Source organism: Thermus kawarayensis JCM 12314 (assembly GCF_055393575.1).
The window spans coordinates 2032188-2050761 of sequence record NZ_AP043756.1 but is presented as its reverse complement, the minus strand read 5'-3'; the positions used below and the strand labels follow the sequence as shown (position 1 = coordinate 2050761).

The window sequence follows — 18574 nt, the reverse complement described above, 5'->3', positions numbered from 1 at the left end:
AGGAGTGCCCATCAAGATCCCAGACGCTTACGGGCATGGAAACAGGCTAAGAGGGAGGGTATGAACGGACCCTGAACGCTCACTCCCGGAGCCGGTCACGGTAGCGGGCGGCCAGGGCGTGGTGCCCCGCTTCTTCCAGGACCCGGATGGCCTCCTCGAGGGAGGCCCTTTCCCCGAGAAGCTCGGCCCGGTTGGCCAAGACGGCCGCCAGGAGAAGGTGTTCTTTGGCGGTCTGGGCCAGATCCAAGGCCCTTTCATAGGCCTCGGCTGCCAACTCCTGACGCCCTTGCCGGTGGTAAAGGGCCCCTAGGTTGTTCCAGGCCCGGCCCATGGCCTCCAGGTTGCCAAGGCCCTGTGCCAGGTTCAGAGCTTCCCGGTAAAGGGCTTCCGCCTCCCTCCACGCCCCCTTCCGCTCCTTTACCACCCCGAGGTTTAGGAGGAGGCGGGCTTTCAGCAAAGGATAGCCTTCTGTAGCCCGCATCACCTCCTGGAGCGCTTCCTCCCCCTGGCCGAGTTCGGCCAGGGCCACGGCCCGGTTGCTCAAGGCCCCTAGGTGGCGAGTCCTTTCCCCGGCCACCAGAAAGCGCACCGCAGCCCGGCTGAAGGCTTCTGTGGCTTCAAAAAAGCGCCCCTCCCCCATGAGGAGGAGGCCCAGGAGGTTCCACCCCTCCCCCTGGCTATAGGCTTCCCCGGAAAGGGCCCTTTCTGCGTGCTGCCTGGCCTCTTCCCGTTTCCCCATACGAAAGCAGAGGACGCCTCTTAGAGCCCTGGCTTCCGGGCTGTCTGGGAGTTGGTCCAGTAGCTCGTGGGCCTCCCGGTACCGCCCGAGCCGCTCCAGGGCCCGCGCTCGCAGGAGAAGAACCTCGGAGTCGGGGTTGAGGGCTTCCAGGCACTCCAGGGCCTCCTTCGGATTATCCTCTACCTGAAGGCGAGCCTGGCCTAGCAGGGCCTTGCGCCCCCGTGCCTGGTCCTCGGGCTCCCAAAGGGGCAGGGCCGCCCGGTACAGGGACACCCCCTCGGAGAGCGGAAGCTTTCTGGCCAGCTCCAGGGCCACCTTGCGGGCCTCGAGGGTCAAGGGGGGCCTCAAGGTGGGTTGCCCCTGGGCGTCCAGGAGGCCCTTCTGCCAAAGGAGCTCCAGGTCTGAGGGTTCCACACCCAGAAGCTCCGCCGCCCGGGTGGGACCGGCCCAGACCACGGCGTAGAAGGCCCGGCGTACCCTTTCCGGAAGTTCCGCCCTTCTTGGGGGCTCCTGGGGAACATCCTCTGCCACCCCGGGGAGGGCGAGGGCGGTTCTCAAGAGCGCCTGCCCCTCCTCTACCAGACCCAAGGCCAGGTACTTTTCCGCCTCCCTGCGGTGGGCTGACAGCAGGGCTTCCGCTAGGGCTTCCCGGGTGGACCAGACCCACTCCTCCAGCTCCTCCCCTAACCCATCGTCGGCCCCCTCCAAAAACCGGCCCCGATAAAGGGCCCGGGCCTCCTCCAGCTGCCCTTTTTCTAGGGCCGACTTCAAGAGAACGGCATCGCAGGCCACCCCGGTCCTCAGAATCTCTTTCCCTTGGACCTCTACTCCGGCCTGCTTAAGCTGGGAGAGGGCTACAGAAAGGCTGTTGGAGGCGTCTTGGGCTCGAGGCCAAAAAAGTTCTTGCAAATGGCGGCGCCCCTTTGGTCCTTCCAGGGCCAAGTAGGTTAGGAGCAAGAGGGGCTTCCTCTTCCCAAAGGAAGATCCTTCTAGAAGAAGCCCCCCTAGGGTTCGGAGCACCCTTCTAGTATATCCGGGGGCTTCCGTCCTGGCCCACCGCCGTGGGGTTAAAACCGGCCCCCCGCCTTAGGGCGGGGGTGGCTTGGTGCCGAGGGGCGGAATCGAACCGCCGACACTGCGATTTTCAGTCGCATGCTCTACCAACTGAGCTACCTCGGCGTGGCGGCCCCGACGGGACTCGAACCCGCGATCTCCCACGTGACAGGCGGGTGTGTTAACCAACTACACCACGGGGCCTTAGATTTATGCCGGGTCGGGGGCGTCCGACCGGGCAACTAGGATGATAGCCGGGGGAAGGGCGGGTGTCAAGCTTGACCTGGAGCGAGGTCTTCGCCTACCACAGGACCCGGAAGGGGATCGGGCGGCGTAGCCTCCTGGTGGACCGGGGGGAGTCGGGGTACCGGAACCTCTTCCTGCCCGAGGGCCGCATCCTCTACATGGGGGAGGGGAGGCGGGGCCACCAGGAGGCCTTGGGCGGGAACCTCAGGCTCCTTTTGGCCCACCGGGAGGGCACGCCCCTCCGGGTATTCCTGAGGGAGGCCCCGGGGCGCTGGCGGGACCTGGGGTGCTACCGGGTGGAGGGGTGGCGGTACGCCCTTCTGCGGGAGGAGGGGCGGTACGTCTACTGGTTCACCCTTGCGCCAGGTGGATGCGAAGAAGCCCCTTGAGGGTAAGGTCCTCGTCTACCACGTCAAAGGAGGGGCAGATGGGCCTGAGGGTCTCGGCGAAGCCCCCGGTGGCGATGACCAGGGCCTCTCCCACCTCCTCCTTGAAGCGGCGCACCATCCCTTCCACCAAGGCGGCGTAGCCCAGGACGAGCCCCGAGCGGAGGGCCTCGAGGGTGTTCTTCCCCACCGCTTGCTTAGGGGGTACCAGGTCTATGCGGGGAAGCTTGGCGGTGCGGGCGGCCAAGGCATCGGCGGCGGTCTGGGGACCGATGGTGATGGCCCCGCCCAGGTAGCGATTGGGCGCCTCCACCAGGTCAAAGGTGGTGGCGGTGCCGAAGTCCACCACGATGTAACGGCCCGTGGGGCTCGGGTAGGCCAGGGCTCCCACGGCGTTCACCAGGCGGTCGGCCCCGGCTTCCTTGGGGTTGTCTATGGCCACCTCCAGCCCCGTGGCCTCGGCGTCCACGATGCGGGCCCGGATGCCGAAGAGCCTTTCTATGGCCCCCTTCATCTCCCGCTCCACCGGGGGGACCACGCTTGCGAGGAGGGCGGCCTTGGGGGAGGGGAGGTCTTCCAAGGCGAAGAGGTTTCTCAGGATCACCCGGTACTCGCTTTCCATCCGCATCCGGTCGGTGTGGATGCGGAAGTGGGCCACGAGCCTCTCCCCCTCAAAGACCCCGAGGGCGGTGGAGGTGTTGCCGATGTCCACCGCGAGGAGCATCTAGCCTTCCCCCTCCTCCCAGGGCTCGAGGATGACCCGGGTGGTGATCTCGGCGTTGAGGTTGGCCGAGGCGGAGCAGTACTTGGTGTGGGAGAGGTGGACGGCCCTTTCCAGGGCCTCCAGGGTCACCCCCGGCCCCGAGGCGATGTGGGTGACGGTGATGTGGGTGTAGCGCTTGGGGTGGGTCTCCGCCCGCACCCCCTCCACCTCCACCCGGTAGCGGGCCAGGGGTTGCTTCTTCTTGCGCATGATGTCCACCACGTTGTAGGCGGTGCAGGCCCCCAGGGCCATGAGGAGGAGTTCCATGGGACGGGGACCGGTGGAAGGCTCGTCCCCGTCGATCATCACCTTGTCCCCCTTTTCGTTGACCCCAAGGAAGCGGTGCCCCACCAGGTTGTAAAGGACTACCTTCTTCGCCATGAGCCAGATTTTACCAGGCCCTCACCCAAGCCGCTAGAATGGGGCTTGAATGCGGTGGCTTTGGAGCCTTCTTTTCCTATGGAGCCTGGCCCTGGCCTTCCCCCGGGTGGGGGTCCACCAGGGCTTCACCCGGCTGGTCTTTGACCTGCCCTCGGCCGGGGTGGCCTACCGCCTGGAGCAGGGAGGCGGCCTGCTCACCCTCTTCCTTTCCGGCCTCACCGTGGCCCCCGAGGACCTCCTGGTGAACTCCCCCGAGGTGGCCTCGGTCCAGGTGGTGCCCGAGAAGGGGGGGGTGCGGGTCTTGGTGCGCCTCCAAGCCCCGGTGGAGGTGAAGGCCCAGCGCTACGCCGACCCCGAGCGCCTGGTGCTGGACCTGAGCCTGAAGGGGCCGAAGGATCCCCCCCCGCCTCCCCCCTCCCCGCCCGTGAGCCGCGCCCCCAAACCCCCCAAGCCCGTGGTCCTCCTGGACCCGGGGCACGGGGGGGTGGACCCGGGGATGGTGGGGCACGTGGTGGAAAAGGAGGTGGTCCTGGACGTGGCCCTCCGCCTCAAGCGCCTCTTGGAGGGAGAGGGGATTGAGGTCCGCCTCACCCGGGACAAGGACGCCCACCTCTCCCCCGACAAGCGGGAGGACCTTTCCCGAAGGGCCTCCATGGCGGACAGCTCCCGGGTGAACCTCTTCGTCTCCATCCACGTGAACGCCTCCCCCACCCGCACCGCCCAGGGGGTGGAGGCCTACTACTTCGGCCGGAGCCAGGACCCCCGGGTCCTCGCCCAGGTGATCCGGGAAAACGGCGGCGGGGAGCTGGGCAAGCGGCTCACCGAGGAGGCCAAGAGCGTGGCCGAGCGCATCCTTTCCGACATCGTGGCCCAGGCCAACCAGCGCTACAGCCAGCGCCTCGCCGAAACCCTGGGCCGGAAGCTTTCCCAGGCCACGGGGAGCCCCTACCGGGGGAGTTTCCCTGGGGACTTTTTCGTCCTCCGCTACGCCAAGGTGCCGGCGGTGCTGGTGGAGATCGGCTTCGGGGACCACCCGGCGGAGGGCAGGCGCCTGGCGGAGGTGGCCTACCGGGAAAAGGTGGCCCAGGGGCTCCTTGCCGGCATCCTCGGCTTCCTGGCCAACGGGGCCTTCGCCCGCTAGGGCCTGGGGCAGGGCCTCCTGCCGGGCGGGGGGATCTCCCGGAAGGAGGCCGGGTACCAGGAGAGGGGAAGGGGCGAGGCTTTTAGGGTCCAAGGCCTTTTGGGGAGGGAGAGGGGTTCCGGGCGGTAGGCGAGCGGCTCCCCCGTTTCGGCCTCGAGGTTCAAGAAGAGCCCTTCCCCCTGGAAGAGGGCCCGGTAGGAGTATCCGTAAGCCCGGGGAGGGTCCAAGGCCCGGAGGGAGGCCCCGGGGCCTCCCCCGTAGCGGGCTCCCCGGGGCCCGAGCCAGAGGCCCTGGAGAACGCCCGCCACCTCCGCCTCCCCCACCAGGTATGCCCCCTGCCAGGCCCTTAGGTAGTCAAAGCCGGGGCGGCGCAAGAGGTGGGCCTGCCCCTGGAGAAGGCCGGGCCAGTCCAGAAGCAGGCCCTCCGAGTCCCCTTCCACCTCCAGGCGCCCCACCGCGCCACGCTCGCCCAGGAAGCGGAGGTAGTCGTTCCCCGGGAAGCCGCTTTGGTAGCCTTGGGCGAAGCCACCTTTGAGGCCGAGGAAGAAGGCGTCAAACCCCCCGGGGCCGGCCACGCGGCCCACCAGGAAGAGGACCCCCGCGCGGTAAAGCCCGCCGTAGGCGTACCCCTCCGCAGGCAGGGGGAGGCGGCGGGCCCTTTCCCCCTCGAGGACCAGAACCTGCCAGCCCTGGGGCCCCAGGTGGCCCCCCCAGGCGAAGCGGCCGTCGGTTCCCCAGAGGATGCCCTGGCCTCCTGCCTGGGCCGCCAGGGGGCGGCCCTCGGCGTCCAAGGTTACCCGGAGGAGGCGCTCCCCGAGGTGGCCCACCGCCAGGTACCCCCCGGGCCTTCGGGCCAGGCCGTAGAGGGCGGAGTTGGCCTCCCCCTCCAGGAGGTAGGTCCCTGCGGGGCCCAGCACCAGGGCCCGGTGCCCCCCTTCCACCAGGAGCCGCCCCACCGCCACCCCACCCAGGCCCGCGAAAAGGGCCGAGCCGAAGAGGGTGGAAAGGAGGAGGCAGGAAGGCATGGGCGCTAAAAGGGGAAGGCCTCGAGGGCTTCTCTGGCGGTGGGAAAGCGCGCTTTCGGGTTTTTGGCCAGAAGCCGATCTATGTACGCCGCTTCCTCGGGGGTGAGGTGGGGCAGAGGGGGGACCTCTCCTTGGAGGTGGCCCAGGAGCACCTCCTCGGGGCTTCCCACAAAGGGGTGTTCGCCGGAGAGGATCCAGTAGAGGATGATGCCGGCCGCGTAGACGTTGGCCTCCGGCTCCGGGCTCTTCCCTAGAACCTGTTCGGGGGCCAGGTAGGGCAGGGTGCCCAGGCGCAGGGGGCGCTTGAAGGTTTCCAAGGCGGGGCCCGAGAGGTCAAAGTCCACAAGCCTCGCCTCGTCGGTGCCGGCCACGATGAGGTTCTCCGGCTTCACGTCCCGGTGGACCAGGCCCTTCTCGTGCATGTGGGCCAGGGCCTCTAGGAGTTGCCGGAAGACGAAGAGGGCCCTCCTGCGCTCCGGGCGGCGGAGCATCCAGCGGCCCATCTCCTCCCCCGGGGCGTAGGCCAGGAGGAGGGCGGGGCCTTCCTCCAGATCCAAAGCCTCCAGCACCGGGTTGAGGTTGGGGTGGGAGAGCCTCTTTCCCACCCAAAGCTCCCGGTCCCGCCGGGCCTCGGCCCCCTTGGGGAAGACCTTGAGGGCGTAGGGGGTGCCGAAGGGGTCAAAGGCCAGGTAGACCGTGGCCAGGGCCCCCCGGCCCAAAGGGCGCACCACCCGGTAGCGCTCGTGGAGGGTCTTCCCCGCCAGGCTCACCGCCTCCACTATACCCGCCCCTCACCTCTTTCACCTGGAAGCCGTTAGGATTTTCCCGTGCGTGGCCTGGCGCTTTCCGGAGGTGGGGCCCGGGGTCTCGCCCACATCGGGGCCCTGGAGGTCTTTTTGGAAGCGGGCCTGGACTTCCAGGTGGTGGCGGGCACCAGCATGGGGGCCATCGTGGGGGCCCTCTTCGCCGCGGGAAAAGGCCCGGCGGAGATGCTGGCCTTGGCCCGGAAGACCCCCTGGCTGGGCCTTTTGGGCCTCTCCCCCAGGGAGGGGCTTTTCTCCCGCAGGAAGCTTAAGGACTTTCTGGCCGAGCACCTGCCCGGGACCTTTGCGGGGCTCAAGCGCTCCCTGGTGGTGACCGCCGTGGACGTGGTCTCGGGAAGGCTGGTCTTCCTGACCCAAGGGGACCTGCCGAGCGCCGTGCTGGCCTCGGCCGCCTACCCCGGCCTTCTGGCCCCGGTGGAGCGGGAGGGCCGGTTTCTGTTTGACGGGGGGGTGCTGGACAACCTGCCCGTGGACGCCGCCCGCCTCCTGGGGGCAGGGGAGGTCTACGCCGTGGACGTGACCCCGGAGAGGGCGGTGGAGGGGGTGCCCCGGGGCCTCCTTTCCCTGGCCCGGCGGGCGGTGGACCTGATGCAGGCCCACCTCACCTCCGTGCGCCTCACCCTCTACGCCCCGGAGGTCTACGTCCGGCCGGGCCTCCAGGGGGTGGGCATAGAGGACTTCCGCCGCCTGGAGGAGATCGTGGAGGCGGGCCGCCAGGCGGCGCGGGCGGCCCTTGCTAAAGTGGGAGGGGTATGAAGGCCTTCTGGGAGTACCTGTTCAAGGAGTGGTTCCGCCAGGTGGGGGAGGCCCTTTTGGTGGCCTTTCTGGTCACCACCTTCGTCTTCACCACCGTGGGGGTGGTGGGGCAGAGCATGTTCCCCACCTTGAGAAACGGGGAAAGGGTCCTGGTGCCCAAGTGGGAGACCTGGCTGGTGCGTTTTGGCCTCATGGAGTGGCGGCGGGGGGAGATCGCCATCCTGAAGCCCCCCGAGGGCACGCCCTACGCCACCGCCCGTTTCCCCGTCCTGGGCTTTTCCTTCCGCGCCTTTTTCATCAAGCGCATCGTGGCCGTGCCCGGGGACGAGGTCTATATAGAGCGGGGCGTGGTGCACGTGAACGGCGTGCCCCTCCCGGAAACCCACATCACCGACCACCTCTCCCCCTGGCCCGACTCCTATCCCGGGGTCTGCTACAAAGAGGGGCGCATGACCCGGATCATCACCCAGCAGGGGGACTTCCCGGTGGACCTCCTGCCCGCCTACCTGAAGCCCTTGAGGGAGATGCTCCTGCCGCCTTCCCAGGAGGTGCTGGACCGGAGCCGGCTGGAGGAGTCCTGCGAGGTGGGCCGCATCAAGCTGAAGAAGGGCTACTACTTCGTCATGGGGGATAACCGCACCCTGGGGGGTTCGGAGGACTCCCGCACCTTCGGCCCCGTGCCCCAGGAGGCCATCGCCGGCCGGGCGAGCTTCGTTTGGTGGCCCGTCTTCGTGCGGGACGAGGGAGGCTTGCGCCTCAACTGGCGGAGGCTTACCCCTCCTCCCGCCTACCGGCTTCCGTGAGCACGGCCACCACCAGCCTCCCGGGCCCGTGGACCCCCTTCACCATCACCTGGCCGATGTCGGCGCTCTTGGAAGGCCCGGAGTGGAGGCCGAGGGCGCTGGGGAGGCCCCTGAGGTCCTTCAGGGCCTCCAGGAGGGTGCCGTACACCCTCTTTTCCTCCACGAAGACCAGGTGGGTGGGGGGGAGGAGCTGGACCTTTCGGCCGTCCTCGCCGGATAGGGCCACGCTTCCCGTTTCCGCCACGGCGAAGAGGGCGTAGGAGACGCCTAAGGGGGCCTCCTCGGGGGGAAGCCCGGGGAGGGGGGGCTTGAGGTCTTCGGGAAGGGTCTTGCCCAAGGCGGCCCCGGGAAGCCCCTGCGCCAGGCTTAGGGCAAAGGCTTTGGCCTCTTCCCGGGGAAGCCTAAGGGCCTCCGCCCCGTTTTCCTGAAGGCGCTTGAGGAGGAGGTCCACGGGGTCTTCGGGAAGGGGGGTGTGGGGGTGCTCGGGGAGGAGGGCCCTGGGCCTCCCCTTGAGGGCCCGCTCTACCCGGGCGAGGATCCTGGTCCTAGCGTCCATCCCGCACCTCCTTTAGCTCCTTCCAGAGCTCGTGGAAGGCCTTGGGGCTGGGCTTTAGAGGGCCCCTGCCCTCGGTCCAGGCCTTGAGGAGAGGGAGGAGGTCCTGGGGCAGGGGGAGGCCCCTTAGCCCCTTGGAGAAGAGGCGGTAGAGGGCAGGGCTTTCCATCACTTGGCGGAAGGCCTTCATGGCGGCCCTTTCCCAGGGGGGGGCGAGGCCCTCGGCCACGGCCCGGTGCCGCCAGGTGAGGAGGAGCTTGGGGATGGGGATCTTCACCGGGCAGGCCTCGAGGCAGGCCCCGCAGAGGGTGGAGGCGTAGGGGAGGGAGTAGGCCTCCTCCAGGGTGAGGAGGCCGGGGTCCAGCACCGCCCCGATGGGCCCGGAGTAGACGTAGCCGTAGGGGTGTCCCCCGGTCTGGCGGTAGACGGGGCAGGCGTTGAGGCAGGCCCCGCAGCGGAGGCAGCGGAGCACCTCCCAGGCCTCGAGGTCGTGGAGGAGGGCGGTGCGGCCATGGTCCACCAGGACCACGTGCACCTCCTCCGGGCCCTCCTCCCCCTCCTTGGCCGGGCCCTGGATGAGGGAGACGAAGGTGGAAAGGCGCTGTCCCGTGGCCGCCCGGGCGGTGAGGGGGAGGAAGAGGGCGAGGTCAGCAAAGCGGGGAAGGAGCTTCTCTATCCCCACGAAGGCCACGTGCACCCGGGGGAGGGAGGTGGAAAGCCTTATGTTCCCCTCGTTCTCCATGAGGGCCAGGGTGCCGGTCTCGGCCACCAGGAAGTTGGCCCCGCTGATGCCGAGCCCGGCCGAGAGGAAGGCCTCCCGGAGCACCTTCCGGGCCACCTGGGCCAGGGCCTCGGGGGGAGCGTCCAAAGGGGTGCCGAGGCGCTCGTGGAAGAGCCTTTGGATCTCCTCCAGGGAGAGGTGGATGGCCGGCCCCACGATGTGGCTTGGGGGCTCGCCCAAAAGCTGGATCAGGTACTCCCCGAGGTCGGTCTCGTAGACCTCCACCCCCAAGGACTCCAGGAGGGGGTTCACGGCGAGCTCCTCGGTGAGCATGCTCTTGGCCTTCACCGCCCGCCTCACCCCGTGCCTTTGGACGATCTCCCTGAGGACCCGGTGGGCGTCCTCGGGGGTTTCCGCCCAGTGCACCCGGACCCCGTTTTCCAGAAGGCGCTTTTCCGCGAGTTCCAGGTAGCGGTCCAGGTGGCTTAGGACGTGGTCCTTCACCGCCTTGGCCCTCTCCCGCCACTCCTCTATGGGGACCTCGGCGTAGGCCCGGAGGCGGTTCCTTTCAAAGTGGAGGGTGGCCCCGGTGACCGCCTCCCGCACCCCGGGCTTTTCCCTTAAAAGCCTTGCCGCCTCCTTGGGGTAGAGCTTCGCCTTAGCCCGCATAGGCCTCCCAGAGCAGGGTGGCCAAGGGGGCCACCCGGAGGGGTTTGCCCTTCTTGCCCAGGCGCCCCGAGAGGTGGAGGAGGCAGCCCGCGTCCGTGGAGGTGAGGACCTCGGCTTCGGGTAGGGTGGAAAGCTTCCGGTCCGCCATGGCCAAGGAGACCTCGGGGAGCTTCACCGCGAAGAGCCCCCCGAAGCCGCAGCACTCCTCCGAAGCCTCCCAGGGGGAGAGCTCCGCCCCGGCGTTTTGGAGGAGGAGGAGAGGTTCTTCCCTCACCCCAAGCTCCCTCAGGGCGTGGCAGCCGTGGTGGTAGGCCACCTTCTTCCCCTTGAGGCCCTCCCCCAGCTTCTCCACCCCCAGGACCCGCACCAGAAACTGGGAGAGCTCGTAGGTTTTTCCCGCCATCTCCAGGGCCTCCTTGTTCCCGGGAAGGAGCTCTGGGTAGTGGTTCTTGACCATGCTGGCGCAGCTTCCCGAGGGCAGGACCACGTACTCCGCCTCCTCAAAGACCCTCAGGGTCCTCTTGGCCAGGAAGCGGGCCTCGTCCCAGTGGCCGGCGTTAAAGGCGGGCTGGCCGCAGCAGGTCTGGCCCTCCGGGAAGTCCACCTCCACGCCCAGGGCCCTTAGGAGCCTCACCGCCGCCACGCCGGCCTCGGCGTAGAACTGGTCCGCCAGGCAGGTGATGAAGAGGGCCACGCGCATTTGGCCCTAGCATACCCGAGGCCGGGGGAGCGCCTACTCCTCCTCCAGGAGGGGGAGCCGCACCCGGAAGACCGTGCGCCCGGGGCGGCTTTCCACGGAGATCCCCCCCCCGTGGGCCTGGGCGATGGCCTGGGCGATGGCCAGGCCAAGCCCCGTCCCGCCCCCAGGCCCCCGGGCGAAGCGCCGGAAGAGGCGGGGAAGGAGGTCCTCGGGGATTCCCGGCCCCGCGTCCTCCACCTCCAGGAGGGCGTGGCCCCCTTCCCGGCGTAGCCGCACCGCCACCCCCTCTTTCCCCGCGGCCCGCACCCCGTTGGCGACCAGGTTGCGGAGCATCTGCAGGAGGCGGTCGGGGTCGCCCAGGACCTCGGCCTCCTCCCCCTGGAAGGCCACCCCCTGCTCCTTGGCGGCCTCCTCCGCCAGGGCCTTCAGGTCCACGATGTGGGGGCTGAAGCGGAAGCCCGCCTCGCCCCGGGCCAGGGCGAGGAGGTCCTCCACCAGGCGGCCCATGCCTTCGGCGGTCCTTTGGGCGGTGGTTAGGGCCTCGAGGTCCCCGGGGTTCCGCCCCAGGCGGTCAAGGTGGCCGAGGAGCACGGTGAGGGGGGTTCTGAGCTCGTGGCTCACCTCGGCCAGGAAGGCCCTTTCCCGTTCCTTGGCCTCCTTGAGGGCCTGGAGGAGGGCGTTCACCGCCTCCACCATGCGGCCGAACTCGTCCTTGGGAAGGCGTAAGGAGACGGGGTCCAGGCGCTCGGGGCTGCGGGTGGCGATGGCCTTGGCCGCCTCCTCCAAGGGCCGGGCGGCCAGGCGGGCGGCGAGGTAGACCAGGACCACCCCCAGGGGGAAGAGGAGGGAGAAGGCTTCCAGAAGGGCCCGCCTCAGGGCGGCCAGGGCGGCCTCAATGGGAGCGGTCTCGGCGGTGAGGGCCAGGAGGCCCAAGGGAGTGCGCACCACCGCCCCCGCGAAGCCCGGGGCCCAGAGGGCCCTGGGCTCAGGCCCCGCCTGCCGCAGGGCCTCCCGGGGCAGGCGGTGGTCGGGGCGGGTGAGGACCAGGGGCTCCCCGTCCTCGGCGTAGAGGTGGAGGTACACCCCCCCGGTGGTGAGGAGGGTGCCCGCCTGGCCCTTTTGGTAGGCCTCGGCCACCTTGCGGGCGTCCTGGAGGAGGGTGGCCTCGAGGTGGCCGCGGAGGGCCCGCTCCACTCCCCGCCCCGCCAGGTACAAGGCCCCCCCCAGGAAGAGAAACCAGAGGAGGCTGAAGGCCAGAAAAAGGCGGGCGCGGAAGGAGAGCACCGAAACCCCCGCCGGACCTAAGTACCCCACTGCGGTTTTCGCCGCGGTGGGGGCCCCCCAAAAACCTCCCCCCGGCCCCGGCTTGGGCATCCCATGTTGCGAAACCAAAGTGCGGGCACTTAGCCTTCCTCCCCCTTGCCCTGGCGCACGGCGTAGCCCAGCCCCCGCACCGTGCGCAGGTACCCGTAGGCCCCGGCCTCCCGGAGCTTGGCCCGGAGGTTGGCCACGTGGACGTCCAGCAGGTTGGAATCCCTGCCCAGGGGTTTCCCCCAGATGCGCTCCTCTATCTCCTGGCGGGAGAAGACCCGCCCCGGGCGGCTCATGAGGAGGGAGAGGAGGTCAAACTCCTTGGGGGAAAGCCGCACCTCCCGCTCCCCGAAGAAGACCTGCCGCCTCTTGGGGTAAAGCTCAAGCCGCCCCACGGAGAGGACCTCCCCCTCCCCCTTGTGGCGGAGCTGCACCTGGATGCGGGCCAGGAGCTCGGCGGGGTGGAAGGGCTTCACCAGGTAGTCGTCCGCCCCTTCGGAGAGCAGGGAGACCTTGCGGTCCACGGCGTCCTGGGCGGTGAGGACCAGGATGGGGGTCTCGTCGGTGGCGCGGATCCTTCGGGCCACCTCGGCCCCGTCCAGGTCGGGCAGGCCCAGGTCCAGCACCACCAGGTCGGGCTTCTTCTCCCGATGCTTCACCAGGCCCTCCATGCCGCTTCCCGCCCAGTCCACGGCGAAGCCCGCCTCCTTGAGCTCCAGCTCCACCAGGCGGGCCACCTCGAGGTCGTCCTCAATGAGGAGGATGCGCTTCATGGCCAAAGCCTTTCCGGAGGGGCGAGGCCGTAGACCTCCTTGAGGAGCCTTAAGAGGCTCACCCGCTCCTTTTCCCAGGGGAGGAGGACGTCCCCCGCTCGGCCACGCCGGGGAAGGCCCGGGGTTTCTCCCCCGGGAGGACCAGGAGAAGCTGCACCTCCTGCCCCGCCCTAGGGGCAAGCGGGGGGGAGAGGGGAAGGAGCCGCCTCCCCTCCACCCTCCAGGCCCCGAAGAGGGTTTTTAAGTCCGGGGAGAGGAGCCTGAGCTCTGCGCCCGAAGGCAGGGCCGGGCCGAGGAGGGGAGGGAGGGCCGCCAGGGCCGTGGCCAGGAGGAGGGGAAGGAGGAGGAGGCGCCGCATCTTTCCCCCATTCTAGGAGAGGTTTTCCGCCTTTTGTGGGAGGGAGGTTAAGGGGCCTTGGGGTTTTTCCGGGAGGAGGAAGCCCGCCGAGACCACGTACTTGAGGGCCTCCTCCACGCTGATGTCCAGGGGGATGACCTCCTCCGAGGGGACCAGGACCACCATGCCGCTTGCGGGCACGGGGCTCGTGGGCACGAGGACGGCGGTGTACCCCTCGGGCAGGGGAGGAAGGCGGCGCCCCACGGGCTGGACCACGAAGCAGAGGGTGTAAAGCCCCCGCCTGGGGTACTCGATCACCGCCGCCCGGCTGAACTGCACCTCCCTTTGTCCGAAGAGGGTGTGGGCGATCTGCTGCACCGCCTTGTAGATGTCCCGCACGATGGGGAGGAGGAGAAGGGAGCGCTCCAAGGAGAGGATGAGCCTCCGGCCCAGGTAGTTCTCCGCCAGGGCGCCCACCAGGTAGATGAGGACCGCCGCCAGGAAGAGGCCCACGAAGGGGAGGAGGGGCACGTAGGCCGGGGGGACCTCCAGGCTCAGGAGGCGGAGGAAGCCCTGGATGTAGCCCCCGGAATAGGTGTAGACCCAGCCCAGGAAGTAGAGGGTGACCAGGAGGGGCAAAAGGGTGACCAGGCCCGTGAGGAGGCGTTGCCGGAGCCGCATGGCCCTCAGTTTACGCCGAGGCCCCGCCCGGGTGGGGCGGGGAACCAGGGTGGGGTTACCGGCCGTCTCCCCGGGCCTGGGCCAGCTCCTTGAGGCCCTGCACGTCCTTGAGGAAGATCTTGCCGTAGCCCGAGCGGATGTACCCCTCCCGGGCCAGCTCCCCGATGACCTTGGTCACCGTCTCCCGCACGCTCCCCACGGCGGCGGCCAGCTCGTCGTGGGTGGCGTGGAGGACCAGCTGCCCTTCCTCCTCCTGGGCCAGGGGGGTTTCCGCCAGCTCCAGAAGGGCCGCGGCCATGCGGTTCTTGAGCCTCTGGGTGGCCAGGCGCTCGATGCGGCGGTAGGCGCCCCCCAGGGCCTGGGCCAGGTGCCGGGCCAGCTCCTGAAGCACCTCGGGCGTGGGCTCCTTGGGCAGGAGTTCCAGGACCACCTCCGTCACCGCCTCGGCGAAGTAGCCCCGCTCCTGGCCGAAGAGGGCCTCTTCGCCGAAGAAGCCCCCGGGGCGGACCAGGCGCAGGGTGAGGGCGTTGCCCTCCTCGTCCACCGCCTCGAGGCGCACCAGCCCCTCCAGCACCCGGTAGGCCCGTTCCCTGGGCCCCGGCACCCCGGGGTAGAGGATGACCTCTCCGGGCTTGAAGCTTACGGTTTCGCGGGCCTGGGTCATGCTTCCCTCCTCATCCCCAGGCTAGCACGCCCCCGGGGATTTTGTAAACCTTTGGGTTGCAAAAATCCCTGCCCGGCTACCCCTTCCCCAAGGGGCGCCGCCTGGCCACGGGGAGGAGCCGCTCTATGGCGATCTCCGCCCTCCTCCCCTCCCTTTCCGCCTCGGCCAGCTCCATTCTGGCCCAGAAGAGGGCCATCTCCCAGACGGCCTTTAGGCGCTCCTCCAGGGGTACGGCCTGCCACTCGGTGCGGTCGTCGGGGGGGGTGTCCAGGGGGAAGCGGCGGGCCACGGGCCGGATGGTTCTCATACCCTTTCTCCCCGTTTCCTTCGCCCTACCGGCTCGGGGAAGCCTTCCCAGGAACCTTTCACCGGGGCCCCCATGCTGGCCCAAGCCAGCATGGGGTGGTATGAGGGCCTTGAAGTCCTCGGGGTGGACCACGGGGGCCCTAACCCCCTCCACCTCTCTTTCCAGGGCCCGGGCGAAGGCCTCGTCAAAGGAAGGGGCGTCCAGGATGACCAGGTCAATGCGGTTGGGGGCGTAGCCCAGCTGGACCACCCCTGGGCTTGCCAGGTCTTCTACGGTGAGGCCCAGGTCGTCCCCGCCGAAAAAACGGTGGATGGCGGCAAGGACCCTCTCCGCCTCCTTGGCGTCCACCCAGAGATTCAGGTCCTTGGTGAAGCGGGGCCTTCCGAAGAAGGCCAGGGCGTACCCCCCGATGACCAAGAACCGGGCTCCCTCTTGGTGAAGGGCCCGGAGGAAGTCCAGCACGTCCGGGGTCATCCCGTATTCTCCCGAATCCAGTCTAGATACTCCCGGTTCCCCTCGGCGATGGGCAGGGCCAGGATCTCGGGCACGGTGTAGGGGTGGAGGGCCTTGACCCTCTCCTTGAGCCGGGGGAAGGCGTGGGTGGTGGTCTTGACCAGGAGGAGAAGCTCCCGGTCCTCCACCACCTCCCCCTGCCAGCGGTAGATGGAGGTGAGCCCGGGGACGATGTTCACGCAGGCCGCCAGGCGCTCCTCCACCAGGGTCTTGGCCAGGGTCCGCGCCACCTCCTCGTTGGGCACCGTGATGAAGACCACCTCTTCCATCTACTTCTCCTCCTCCACCACGAAGGCGCTGGCCACCTCGTCCTCCTCGGGGAGGTTCATCACCTTCACCCCGGCGGTGGCCCGGGAGTACTGCCGGATCTCCGCCACGGGGGTGCGGATGGCGAGGCCCTTCTTGGAGAGCACCAGGAGGTCCTCCGTGCCCCGCACCTTGAGGAGGGCGGCGAGCCTTCCCACCCGGGCGGAGACGGCGTAGGTGATGACCCCCATGCCTCCCCGGCCCTGCAGGGGGTATTCGGCGAGGGGGGTGCGCTTGCCGTAGCCCCGGGTGCTCACGGAGAGGAGGTCCACCATCTCCCCGGGCTTCACCGTGACCAGGGAGACCACCCGGTCCCCGGGCTTCTTGAAGCGGATGCCGGTCACCCCCTGGCTGTCCCGTCCCGTGGCCCGCACCTCCTCCAGGGGGAAGCGGATGGCCTGTCCTTCCTCCGTGGCCAGGATGGCCTCGTCCTCGGGGTCGGAGAGGGCCACCCCCACCAGGCGGTCCCCCTCCTGGAGCCTTATGGCGATGAGCCCGGCCTGGCCCAGGTTCTGGTACTCCCTGAGGGCGGTGCGCTTGACGAGGCCCCGTTCCGTGGCGAAGACCAGGTAGCCCTCCCCCTCGAGGCCCCGCACGGAGAGGAGGGTGGCCACCTCTTCCTCCTCGGAGAGGGGCAGGAGGCTTTTCACGTGCACCCCCCGGGCCTGGCGGCCCATCTCCGGGAGTTCGTAGACCTTGAGGCGGTAGACCCGGCCGCGGTTGGTGAAGAAGAGGAGGTCGTCGTGGGCGTCGGCCACGAAGACCTGGGTGGCCTCGTCCTCCTCCTTGGTCTTGCCGGCCATGAGGCCTTTGCCCCCCCGCCCCTGGGCCCGGTAGCCCTCCAGGGGGATGCGCTTTAAGAAGCCCTGGGCGGTGAGGGTGATGACCATGGGCTCGTCCTCAATCAGGTCCTCGGGGGCGAAGGTCTCCTCAAACTCGGTGATGTGGGTGCGCCTGGCGTCCCCGTACCTGGCCTTGACCCGGAGGAGGTCGGCCTTGACCTCGGCGAGAAGGCGGGACTCCTCCTCCAGGATGGCCCTGAGGCGGGCGATCTCCTCCATGAGCTCCCGGTACTCCCCCAGAAGCTTCTCCCGCTCCAGGGCCACCAGGCGCTGAAGGCGCATGTCCAGGATGGCCTGGGCCTGGGGTTCCGTGAGGCCGAAGCGCCCCATGAGGCCCCGCCTTGCCTCCTCGGCGTCCTGGGAGGCGCGGATCAGGGCGATGACCTCGTCAATGTGGTCCAGGGCGATGAGGAGGCCCTCGAGGATATGCGCCCGCTCCTCCGCCTTCTTGAGCTCAAAGAGGCTTTTGCGCCTAAGGACCTCCTTGCGGTGGTCCAGGTAGTGGCGCATGAGGGAGAGGAGGGAGAGGACCTTGGGCTCCCCGTGCACGATGGCCAGGAGGTTCACCGTGAAGGTGGTCTGGAGGGCGGTGTGCTTGTAGAGCTGGTTGAGGACCACCTGGGGGTTGGCCCCCCGCTTGAGCTCTATGACGATGCGGAGGCCCTGGCGGTCGGACTCGTCCCTTAAGGCCACGATGTCCTCGAGCTTCTTGGCCTTGACCAGGGCGGCGATCTGGGCGATGAGGCCCGCCTTGTTCACCTGGTACGGGATCTCCGTCACCACCAGGGTGGGGCGCTGGCCCTTTTCCTCCACGCGCACCTTGGCCCGGACCTTTAGGCTTCCCCGCCCCGTGGCGTAGGCCTCCTTGATGCCCTTCCGGGAGAGCTTCCCCCCGGTGGGGAAGTCGGGGCCGGGGAGGTGGGCCATGACCTCCTCCAGGGTGATCCCGGGGTTGTCCACCATGGCCACCAGGGCGTCCACCACCTCGGAGAGGTTGTGGGGGGGGAGGCTCGTGGCCATGCCCACGGCGATGCCGCTCGCCCCGTTCACCAGGAGGTTGGGGATGGCGGAGGGAAGGACCTCGGGCTCCTTGAGGGAGCCGTCGTAGTTGGGGCGGAAGTCCACCGTCTCCTTGTCTATGTCCAGGAGCATCTCCGCCCCCAGGGGGGAGAGCCTGGCCTCGGTGTAGCGCTGGGCCGCCGGGGGGTCGCCGTCTATGGAGCCGAAGTTCCCCTGGCCGTCCACGAGGGGGTAGCGCAGGTTCCAGGGCTGGGCGAGGCGCACCAGGGCCTCGTAGATGGCGGCATCCCCGTGGGGGTGGTACTTGCCCATGACCTCCCCCACGATCTTGGCGCTCTTCACGTGCTTGCGGCCCGGGAGCACCCCTTCCTGGTAGGCCCCGAAGAGGATGCGCCGCTGGACCGGCTTGAGCCCGTCCCGCACGTCGGGCAGGGCCCGGTCCACGATGACGGACATGGCGTAGTTGATGAAGCTCTGCTTGAGTTCCTCGGTGATCTCTACAGGCAGTACCTGGGCCATAGCGCTCCTAGCGGGCGTTTAGACGCCAGCTTTCATTATAGCACGGGGCTTTCCCCCGGCGCCTCCGGAGATATATGGAAAGAATCCACGGAAAAGGTCAGCCCCCCACCTCCAGGGTCTCCGCCAGGTAAAGGAGGGCCAGCTTGTAGGAAAGGGGCCCGAAGCCGGAGACGATCCCCCGGCAGGCCGGGGCGGTGACCGAGTGGCGGCGGAACTCCTCCCGGGCGTGGAGGTTGGTGAGGTGGACCTCCACCACCGGGAGGGGCTGGGCGCGGATGGCGTCCAGGAGGGCGTAGGAGTAATGGGTCAGCGCCCCGGGGTTCAGGACGATGGCCAGAAACCCCTCCTTGTGGGCCTGCTGCACCCACTCGATGAGCTGGCCCTCGTAGTTGGTTTGGCGGAAGGCCACGCCGAGGCCCAGCTCCGCTCCCCAGGCCTCGCATAGGGCCTCCAGCTCCTCCAGGGTGGTACGGCCGTAGACCTCGGGTTCCCGCTCGCCCAGGAGGTTCAGGTTGGGTCCGTTCAGGATGAGGACCATAGG

20 protein-coding genes, 2 tRNA genes and 2 pseudogenes are annotated in these 18574 nt (G+C 68.9%); 4 read left to right on the top strand and 20 right to left on the bottom strand.

Annotated elements, in window-relative coordinates; all coding sequences use genetic code 11:
• Window positions 1-79: 79 nt before the first annotated feature.
• From ACZ5RK_RS11145 to ACZ5RK_RS11135, 3 genes are all read right to left on the bottom strand, one after another.
• Window positions 80-1759: a tetratricopeptide repeat protein gene (locus ACZ5RK_RS11145; protein WP_464909219.1), complete on the bottom strand. Its 1680-nt coding sequence runs from the start codon at window positions 1757-1759 to the stop codon at window positions 80-82.
• Between the two features lie 83 nt (window positions 1760-1842).
• Window positions 1843-1918: transfer RNA gene (locus ACZ5RK_RS11140), tRNA-Phe, on the bottom strand.
• A gap of 1 nt (window position 1919) precedes the next feature.
• Window positions 1920-1996: transfer RNA gene (locus ACZ5RK_RS11135), tRNA-Asp, on the bottom strand.
• A gap of 65 nt (window positions 1997-2061) precedes the next feature.
• Here ACZ5RK_RS11135 and ACZ5RK_RS11130 point away from each other — a divergent pair.
• Entirely contained in the window at window positions 2062-2427 is a 366-nt protein-coding gene (locus ACZ5RK_RS11130; protein WP_464909218.1) for a hypothetical protein, read from the top strand.
• Here the strand turns inward: ACZ5RK_RS11130 and ACZ5RK_RS11125 are convergent.
• Together ACZ5RK_RS11125 and ACZ5RK_RS11120 are read right to left on the bottom strand one after the other, a co-directional pair.
• A complete protein-coding gene (locus ACZ5RK_RS11125; protein ID WP_464909217.1) occupies window positions 2390-3148 on the bottom strand; it encodes a type III pantothenate kinase in 759 nt (252 codons plus the stop codon). The two genes, ACZ5RK_RS11130 and ACZ5RK_RS11125, sit on opposite strands and share 38 nt — an antisense overlap.
• On the bottom strand, window positions 3149-3568 hold the full coding sequence (locus ACZ5RK_RS11120) for an OsmC family protein (RefSeq protein ID WP_464909216.1): 420 nt from the start codon (window positions 3566-3568) through the stop codon (window positions 3149-3151). It abuts the gene before it with no gap.
• A 49-nt stretch (window positions 3569-3617) separates the two neighbouring features.
• Here ACZ5RK_RS11120 and ACZ5RK_RS11115 point away from each other — a divergent pair, with 49 nt between their 5' ends.
• The gene (locus tag ACZ5RK_RS11115; protein WP_464909215.1) at window positions 3618-4709 is read left to right on the top strand and encodes an N-acetylmuramoyl-L-alanine amidase; all 1092 of its coding nucleotides are present in this window, start codon (window positions 3618-3620) and stop codon (window positions 4707-4709) included.
• Here ACZ5RK_RS11115 and ACZ5RK_RS11110 read toward each other — a convergent pair.
• Window positions 4706-5734, bottom strand: coding sequence for a hypothetical protein (locus tag ACZ5RK_RS11110; RefSeq protein ID WP_464909214.1), 1029 nt, complete (start codon window positions 5732-5734; stop codon window positions 4706-4708). The genes ACZ5RK_RS11115 and ACZ5RK_RS11110 overlap by 4 nt on opposite strands.
• A 5-nt stretch (window positions 5735-5739) precedes the next feature.
• Entirely contained in the window at window positions 5740-6513 is a 774-nt protein-coding gene (locus ACZ5RK_RS11105; RefSeq protein ID WP_464909213.1) for a serine/threonine-protein kinase, read from the bottom strand.
• Window positions 6514-6561: 48 nt separating this feature from the next.
• On the opposite strand from ACZ5RK_RS11105, the gene ACZ5RK_RS11100 reads away from it, so the two are divergent.
• Window positions 6562-7314: a patatin-like phospholipase family protein gene (locus ACZ5RK_RS11100; RefSeq protein ID WP_464909212.1), complete on the top strand. Its 753-nt coding sequence runs from the start codon at window positions 6562-6564 to the stop codon at window positions 7312-7314.
• A complete protein-coding gene (gene lepB / locus ACZ5RK_RS11095; RefSeq protein WP_464909211.1) occupies window positions 7311-8117 on the top strand; it encodes a signal peptidase I in 807 nt (268 codons plus the stop codon). The genes ACZ5RK_RS11100 and lepB overlap by 4 nt, the downstream gene beginning before the upstream one ends.
• Here the strand turns inward: lepB and ACZ5RK_RS11090 are convergent.
• The 13 genes and pseudogenes from ACZ5RK_RS11090 to aroQ all read right to left on the bottom strand — a co-directional run bounded on the left by ACZ5RK_RS11090 (window position 8086) and on the right by aroQ (window position 18571).
• Window positions 8086-8673 carry a LutC/YkgG family protein gene (locus ACZ5RK_RS11090; protein WP_464909210.1) on the bottom strand — a complete coding sequence of 196 codons (588 nt, stop codon included), beginning with the start codon at window positions 8671-8673 and terminating at the stop codon, window positions 8086-8088. The two genes, lepB and ACZ5RK_RS11090, sit on opposite strands and share 32 nt — an antisense overlap.
• Entirely contained in the window at window positions 8663-10060 is a 1398-nt protein-coding gene (locus ACZ5RK_RS11085) for a LutB/LldF family L-lactate oxidation iron-sulfur protein (protein WP_464909209.1), read from the bottom strand. Before ACZ5RK_RS11085 ends, ACZ5RK_RS11090 begins: the two co-directional genes overlap by 11 nt.
• Window positions 10050-10760 (bottom strand): (Fe-S)-binding protein, encoded by a 711-nt coding sequence (locus ACZ5RK_RS11080; RefSeq protein ID WP_464909208.1) that lies wholly within the window; start codon window positions 10758-10760, stop codon window positions 10050-10052. Before ACZ5RK_RS11080 ends, ACZ5RK_RS11085 begins: the two co-directional genes overlap by 11 nt.
• Window positions 10761-10793: 33 nt before the next feature.
• Entirely contained in the window at window positions 10794-12044 is a 1251-nt protein-coding gene (locus ACZ5RK_RS11075) for a sensor histidine kinase (RefSeq protein WP_464909207.1), read from the bottom strand.
• A 119-nt stretch (window positions 12045-12163) separates the two neighbouring features.
• Window positions 12164-12844: a response regulator transcription factor gene (locus ACZ5RK_RS11070; RefSeq protein ID WP_464909206.1), complete on the bottom strand. Its 681-nt coding sequence runs from the start codon at window positions 12842-12844 to the stop codon at window positions 12164-12166.
• Window positions 12841-13202 (bottom strand): annotated as a pseudogene (locus ACZ5RK_RS11065) (hypothetical protein). The gene ACZ5RK_RS11070 and the pseudogene ACZ5RK_RS11065 overlap by 4 nt, the downstream one beginning before the upstream one ends.
• Window positions 13203-13214: 12 nt before the next feature.
• Window positions 13215-13862, bottom strand: a complete 648-nt coding sequence (locus tag ACZ5RK_RS11060) for a DUF502 domain-containing protein (protein WP_054647225.1) — start codon at window positions 13860-13862, stop codon at window positions 13215-13217.
• Between the two features lie 55 nt (window positions 13863-13917).
• Complete coding sequence (locus ACZ5RK_RS11055; protein WP_464909205.1) at window positions 13918-14526, bottom strand: helix-turn-helix domain-containing protein; 609 nt, start codon at window positions 14524-14526, stop codon at window positions 13918-13920.
• Between the two features lie 76 nt (window positions 14527-14602).
• Complete coding sequence (locus tag ACZ5RK_RS11050) at window positions 14603-14833, bottom strand: hypothetical protein (protein ID WP_464910091.1); 231 nt, start codon at window positions 14831-14833, stop codon at window positions 14603-14605.
• Window positions 14834-14935: 102 nt separating this feature from the next.
• Window positions 14936-15307 (bottom strand): annotated as a pseudogene (locus ACZ5RK_RS11045) (hypothetical protein); the annotation flags it as partial.
• On the bottom strand, window positions 15304-15615 hold the full coding sequence (gene cutA, locus ACZ5RK_RS11040; protein WP_054647224.1) for a divalent-cation tolerance protein CutA: 312 nt from the start codon (window positions 15613-15615) through the stop codon (window positions 15304-15306). The gene cutA and the pseudogene ACZ5RK_RS11045, both read right to left, overlap by 4 nt.
• Window positions 15616-18033 carry a DNA gyrase subunit A gene (gyrA, locus tag ACZ5RK_RS11035; protein ID WP_464909204.1) on the bottom strand — a complete coding sequence of 806 codons (2418 nt, stop codon included), beginning with the start codon at window positions 18031-18033 and terminating at the stop codon, window positions 15616-15618.
• A 97-nt stretch (window positions 18034-18130) separates the two neighbouring features.
• Window positions 18131-18571 (bottom strand): type II 3-dehydroquinate dehydratase, encoded by a 441-nt coding sequence (aroQ, locus tag ACZ5RK_RS11030; protein ID WP_464909203.1) that lies wholly within the window; start codon window positions 18569-18571, stop codon window positions 18131-18133.
• Window positions 18572-18574: the final 3 nt, after the last annotated feature.

Coding starts and splice junctions, on each gene's coding strand:
- ACZ5RK_RS11125 (WP_464909217.1), bottom strand. CDS start 3,148: ATGCTCCTCGCGGTGGACATCGGCAACACCTCCACCGCCCTCGGGGTC.
- ACZ5RK_RS11120 (WP_464909216.1), bottom strand. CDS start 3,568: ATGGCGAAGAAGGTAGTCCTTTACAACCTGGTGGGGCACCGCTTCCTT.
- ACZ5RK_RS11115 (WP_464909215.1), top strand. CDS start 3,618: ATGCGGTGGCTTTGGAGCCTTCTTTTCCTATGGAGCCTGGCCCTGGCC.
- ACZ5RK_RS11110 (WP_464909214.1), bottom strand. CDS start 5,734: ATGCCTTCCTGCCTCCTCCTTTCCACCCTCTTCGGCTCGGCCCTTTTC.
- lepB (WP_464909211.1), top strand. CDS start 7,311: ATGAAGGCCTTCTGGGAGTACCTGTTCAAGGAGTGGTTCCGCCAGGTG.
- ACZ5RK_RS11090 (WP_464909210.1), bottom strand. CDS start 8,673: ATGGACGCTAGGACCAGGATCCTCGCCCGGGTAGAGCGGGCCCTCAAG.
- ACZ5RK_RS11085 (WP_464909209.1), bottom strand. CDS start 10,060: ATGCGGGCTAAGGCGAAGCTCTACCCCAAGGAGGCGGCAAGGCTTTTA.
- ACZ5RK_RS11080 (WP_464909208.1), bottom strand. CDS start 10,760: ATGCGCGTGGCCCTCTTCATCACCTGCCTGGCGGACCAGTTCTACGCC.
- ACZ5RK_RS11070 (WP_464909206.1), bottom strand. CDS start 12,844: ATGAAGCGCATCCTCCTCATTGAGGACGACCTCGAGGTGGCCCGCCTG.
- ACZ5RK_RS11060 (WP_054647225.1), bottom strand. CDS start 13,862: ATGCGGCTCCGGCAACGCCTCCTCACGGGCCTGGTCACCCTTTTGCCC.
- ACZ5RK_RS11055 (WP_464909205.1), bottom strand. CDS start 14,526: ATGACCCAGGCCCGCGAAACCGTAAGCTTCAAGCCCGGAGAGGTCATC.
- ACZ5RK_RS11050 (WP_464910091.1), bottom strand. CDS start 14,833: ATGAGAACCATCCGGCCCGTGGCCCGCCGCTTCCCCCTGGACACCCCC.
- cutA (WP_054647224.1), bottom strand. CDS start 15,615: ATGGAAGAGGTGGTCTTCATCACGGTGCCCAACGAGGAGGTGGCGCGG.
- gyrA (WP_464909204.1), bottom strand. CDS start 18,033: ATGGCCCAGGTACTGCCTGTAGAGATCACCGAGGAACTCAAGCAGAGC.
- aroQ (WP_464909203.1), bottom strand. CDS start 18,571: ATGGTCCTCATCCTGAACGGACCCAACCTGAACCTCCTGGGCGAGCGG.